Here is a 3992-nt window from a genome sequence, read left to right as displayed (position 1 = left end):
GGCGGCCATGGCGAGAGGGAAACGCCCGGCAACATTCCGAACCCGGAAGCTAAGCCTCTCAGCGCCGATGGTACTGCCCTGGAGACGGGGTGGGAGAGTAGGACGCCGCCGGACAACCATTACCGAAAGGGCCCCAGCCACCACGCTGGGGCCCTTTCGTCGTCTCGGCCCGTCGCACTGCCGAGCGGTTCGTGCACCGAACGCCGGAAGGGTCAGCGGCGGCGGGGCTCCTTGGCGGTCGCGCCGACGTTGTCGGCCAGCCACGCATTGAGTGTGCGGAACTCCCGCCACGCCCCCCGCACCTCGTCCAGCGCCCGGCGGCTGTGCAGCCACTCGGCCGGCTCCCAGCTGCGTGAGGCGTGCAGCGCTTTGTGCTTCAGCAGCTCCACCCGCGGCGAACCGGCGTCGAACCCCGAAGGGACACGGGACAGGCGCTCGCCGGCGATCGAGATGCCGGCGGCGGTCAGACGGTCCACTTCCTTCGCCAGACGCGGTCCCTGGACGTCGTCGGCCACCGCACGGCGGTACCGGGCGACCTGGTCGGACTCGAGGCGCCAGCACCCGCCGGCCACGTGCAGTCCGTCCGCGGAGATCTGCACGTACCAGGAGCCGCACGCGCCGTCCGGGTGGACGACGGCCCCCTGGTGCGTCTTGTACGGCGTCTTGTCGTTGCTGAACCGCACGTCCCGGTACGGACGGAACACCTTGGCGGTGCCGAACTCCGGCGCGAGGTCCTCGAGCAGGGCCAGGAGCGGTGCCTTCACCTGTGCGTCGTAGACGGCCTTGTGCTCCGTCCAGTAGGTCTTGGAGTTGTCCGCCTCCAGCCCCTCGTAGAAGACCAGCCCTTCGTCCGGGAAGCCCTCGAAGCTCACGTCGTCCCCTCCGGTGCGTCGCTCCCGAGCAGTGCGTGCCACCGGACCTCCCGCAGCGGCTCCCCACCGGTGTCCAGCGTGCGCGCCCACCCGTCCGGCGCCCAGCCCGCCGACTCGTAGAAGCCTGCCGAGACCCGGTCTGCCTCCAGCAACCACACCTGCAGGCGTGCGGCGCCGCCGCCCACCGCGAGGTCGGCGGCCGCGGCGAGCAGCCGGCTGCCGTGTCCCCGCCGTCCCCACCGCGGTTCGACGATGAGGATCGACAGCTCCGTCGTCGGCCCGGCCGGATCAGGCACCTCGCCCGTGGCCAGCTCGGCCGGCCCGTAGGCGACGAAGCCGACCACGGTGTTCTTCTCCAGCGCCACGAGCACGCCGTGACCGGGCGTGGGCGGCACGGTGATCGCGTGCCGCCAGCTCTCCGTGGCGACGTCGGCGTCCCACTCGTCCAGCACGGCCATCGGCAGCAGCGACCGGTACGCCGTCCGCCAGGTGACCACCTGGATGCGTGCGATCTCCGCCGCGTCCTCCGGGAAGGCCGGACGCACGGATGCGTCGGCCGTGCCCGAGAGGCGGGGGAACGACGACGAGGGATCCACGCGGGCAGCCTAGGCGGGCGGGGCGGGCCCCCCGCCGGCCGATGCGGGGCGGGTGCTGCAATCGACCCGTGACCCGTACCCGGACCGCCAGCGACACCTCGTCGGCCGAACGTCCGGTGACCGCGGGCGTGATCGTGGCGCTGGGCACCGTCTACCTGGTCTGGGGCTCGACCTACCTCGCGATCAAGTACATCGTCGGCAGCCTGCCTCCGTTCCTCTCCATGGGTGCGCGGTTCCTGCTCGCCGGAGCCGTGCTGACCGCGATGATCGTGGTGTCCCGCGGGCGGCCTGCCTTCCGGATGACCCGCCGCGAGCTCGTCACGGCTGCCCTGTGCGGCCTGTTCCTGCTGGTGGGCGGAAACGGCCTGGTCGCGGTCGCGGAGCAGGACGTCGACTCCAGCATGGCCGCGCTCCTCATCGCCGGGACCCCGCTCTGGGTGGTCCTCCTGCGCGCAGTGCTGCGCGACCGGCCCTCGGCGGCCACCGTGGCGGGTCTCCTCGTCGGTCTCGTCGGGGTGGCGATCCTGCTGCACCCGGGCGTCCAGGGGGCGGCCGAGCTCGGGCCGCTGCTCCTCGTCTGCCTGTCCTCGTTCCTGTGGTCGTGCGGCACCGTCCTCGCCACCCGGCGCCCGCTGCCCGCCGACCCGTTCGTCACCACGGTCGTCGAGATGGCCGCCGGCGGGACGGCGATGGTGGTGCTGGGGTCGTTCGGCGGGGAGTGGGGACGTCTCCACCTCGGTGGCACCGAGTCGTCCGCCTGGATCGCCTTCGTCTACCTGGTCCTCGTCGGCAGCGTCCTCGGCTACAGCGCCTACGTCTGGCTGCTCGCCCGGGCCCGGCTGTCGCTCGCGACCACCTACGCGTACGTGAACCCGGCGGTCGCGGTCGTCCTGGGGGCGCTGTTCCTCTCCGAGCCCCTGACCGTGAACGTGCTGGCCGGGGGAGCGGTGATCATCGCGGCGGTCGCGTTCGTGATCACCGCGGAGTCGCGCGGTCGCCGTTCCCCGCTGCCGACCACCCGACAGGGTGCGATGCCGGTCGAACCGACCTGAACCGTCGTACCGACCAGGCAGGATCCCCGGACGTGAGCGGGACCGAGCTCGAGCGGCTGCCGGCCGGGGTGGCCCGGCGCATCGCCCTGGCCGCTCAGGGGTTCGCCGACCCGCGGCCGGACGGCGCGGTGTCGGTGCGGCAGCTGCGTCGCATGGTCGAGCGGCTGGCGGTCGTCCAGATCGACTCCGTCAACGTGCTCTCCCGATCGCACTACCTGCCTGCCTTCAGCCGACTGGGCGCCTATCCGCGGGCGGCGCTCGACGAGCTGACCGCCCGGCGGCACGCCGTCTTCGAGTACTGGGCGCACGAGGCGTCGTTCCTGCCGGTTCGCCTGCAGCCCTCCCTGCGCTGGCGCATGGCCGCGGCCGAGGAGCACGCGTGGGGCAACATGGTCCGCGTCCAGCGGGAGCGACCCGGTTACGTCGCCGAGGTCCTCGACCGGGTGCGGGAGAACGGTCCGCTCAAGGCCAGCGACCTCGCCGAGCCCCGGCCCGACCGCCCGGGGGCCATGTGGAACTGGCACGACGGCAAGATCGCCCTCGAGTGGCTGTTCTTCACCGGTGAGATCACCGCGACGCACCGCACGACGGCCTTCGAGAAGGTCTACGACCTGACCGAGCGGGTGCTGCCGCCCGACGTCCTCCAGTCGCCCACCCCCGATCCCGCCGACGCCGTCCGGGAGCTCGTCCGCACCGCCGCCCGCGCGCTCGGGGTGGCCACCGAGCGCGACCTGCGCGACTACTTCCGGCTGCGTCCCGCGGCGGGCCGGCAGGCCGTGATCGAGCTCGCCGAGGCCGGGGAGCTGCACCCCGTCGAGGTCGTCGGGTGGGGGACGCCGGCCTGGCTCGACCCGGCTGCCCGCCGTCCCCGCTGGGTGCGGGCCCGGGCCCTGCTGAGCCCCTTCGACTCCCTGGTGTGGGAACGGCCGCGGGTCGAGCGGATCTTCGGCTTCCGGTACCGGCTGGAGATCTACACGCCCGCCGCCAAGCGCGTGCACGGCTACTACGTGCTGCCGTTCCTGCTCGGTGACCGGCTCGTCGCCCGGGTGGATCTCAAGGCCGACCGGCAGGCCGGGGTGCTGCGGGTGCAGGCGGCGCACGGGGAGGAGGGCATCGACCGGCCGCTGGTCGCCGCGGCGCTGGCCGACGAGTTGCGCCTGTTGGCCGACTGGCTGGAACTCGACGACGTCGGGGTCGCCGGGCGGGGCGACCTCGCCCCCGACCTGGCGCGCGCGGGCGTCAGCCTGCGCTGACCCCCGCCAGCCGGCTCACGACGGCCAGCCCGGCCGGCTGTCCTGGCCAGTGCCGTTCCAGCGCCTCGTACCCGGCCCGCCGCACCACCGACCGGAGTGCCCAGGCGACGACGACGACGTCGTCCGCGTAGCCGATGACCGGCAGGAAGTCGGGCACGAGGTCGAGAGGGGAGAGCAGGTAGGCCAGCAGGGCCCAGAGCCGCACCCGCACGCCGGCCG

General features: G+C 73.4%; 5 protein-coding genes and 1 rRNA gene. 3 read left to right on the top strand and 3 right to left on the bottom strand.

Features of this window, described 5'->3' with window-relative positions; genetic code table 11:
• Positions 1–114: ribosomal RNA gene (rrf, locus tag E4P40_RS26815) — 5S ribosomal RNA — on the top strand; the annotation flags it as partial.
• Between the two features lie 98 nt (positions 115–212).
• On the opposite strand, the gene E4P40_RS26810 is transcribed toward rrf, so the two are convergent.
• On the bottom strand, positions 213–914 hold the full coding sequence (locus E4P40_RS26810; RefSeq protein WP_245160617.1) for a DUF2461 domain-containing protein: 702 nt from the start codon (positions 912–914) through the stop codon (positions 213–215).
• The gene (locus E4P40_RS26805) at positions 869–1468 is read right to left on the bottom strand and encodes a GNAT family N-acetyltransferase (RefSeq protein ID WP_135161345.1); all 600 of its coding nucleotides are present in this window, start codon (positions 1466–1468) and stop codon (positions 869–871) included. The genes E4P40_RS26810 and E4P40_RS26805 overlap by 46 nt, the downstream gene beginning before the upstream one ends.
• 68 nt (positions 1469–1536) lie before the next feature.
• On the opposite strand from E4P40_RS26805, the gene E4P40_RS26800 reads away from it, so the two are divergent.
• Together E4P40_RS26800 and E4P40_RS26795 are read left to right on the top strand one after the other, a co-directional pair.
• Entirely contained in the window at positions 1537–2520 is a 984-nt protein-coding gene (locus E4P40_RS26800; protein WP_209305543.1) for an EamA family transporter, read from the top strand.
• A 32-nt stretch (positions 2521–2552) separates the two neighbouring features.
• A complete protein-coding gene (locus E4P40_RS26795) occupies positions 2553–3773 on the top strand; it encodes a crosslink repair DNA glycosylase YcaQ family protein (protein ID WP_209305542.1) in 1221 nt (406 codons plus the stop codon).
• On the opposite strand, the gene E4P40_RS26790 is transcribed toward E4P40_RS26795, so the two are convergent.
• A partial coding sequence (locus E4P40_RS26790) for a YkvA family protein (RefSeq protein ID WP_135161343.1) occupies positions 3760–3992 on the bottom strand: 233 nt, incomplete at its 5' end. The two genes, E4P40_RS26795 and E4P40_RS26790, sit on opposite strands and share 14 nt — an antisense overlap.

It is taken from the genome of Blastococcus sp. CT_GayMR20 (assembly GCF_004570345.1).
This window is presented reverse-complemented; position numbering and strand designations above follow the sequence as displayed.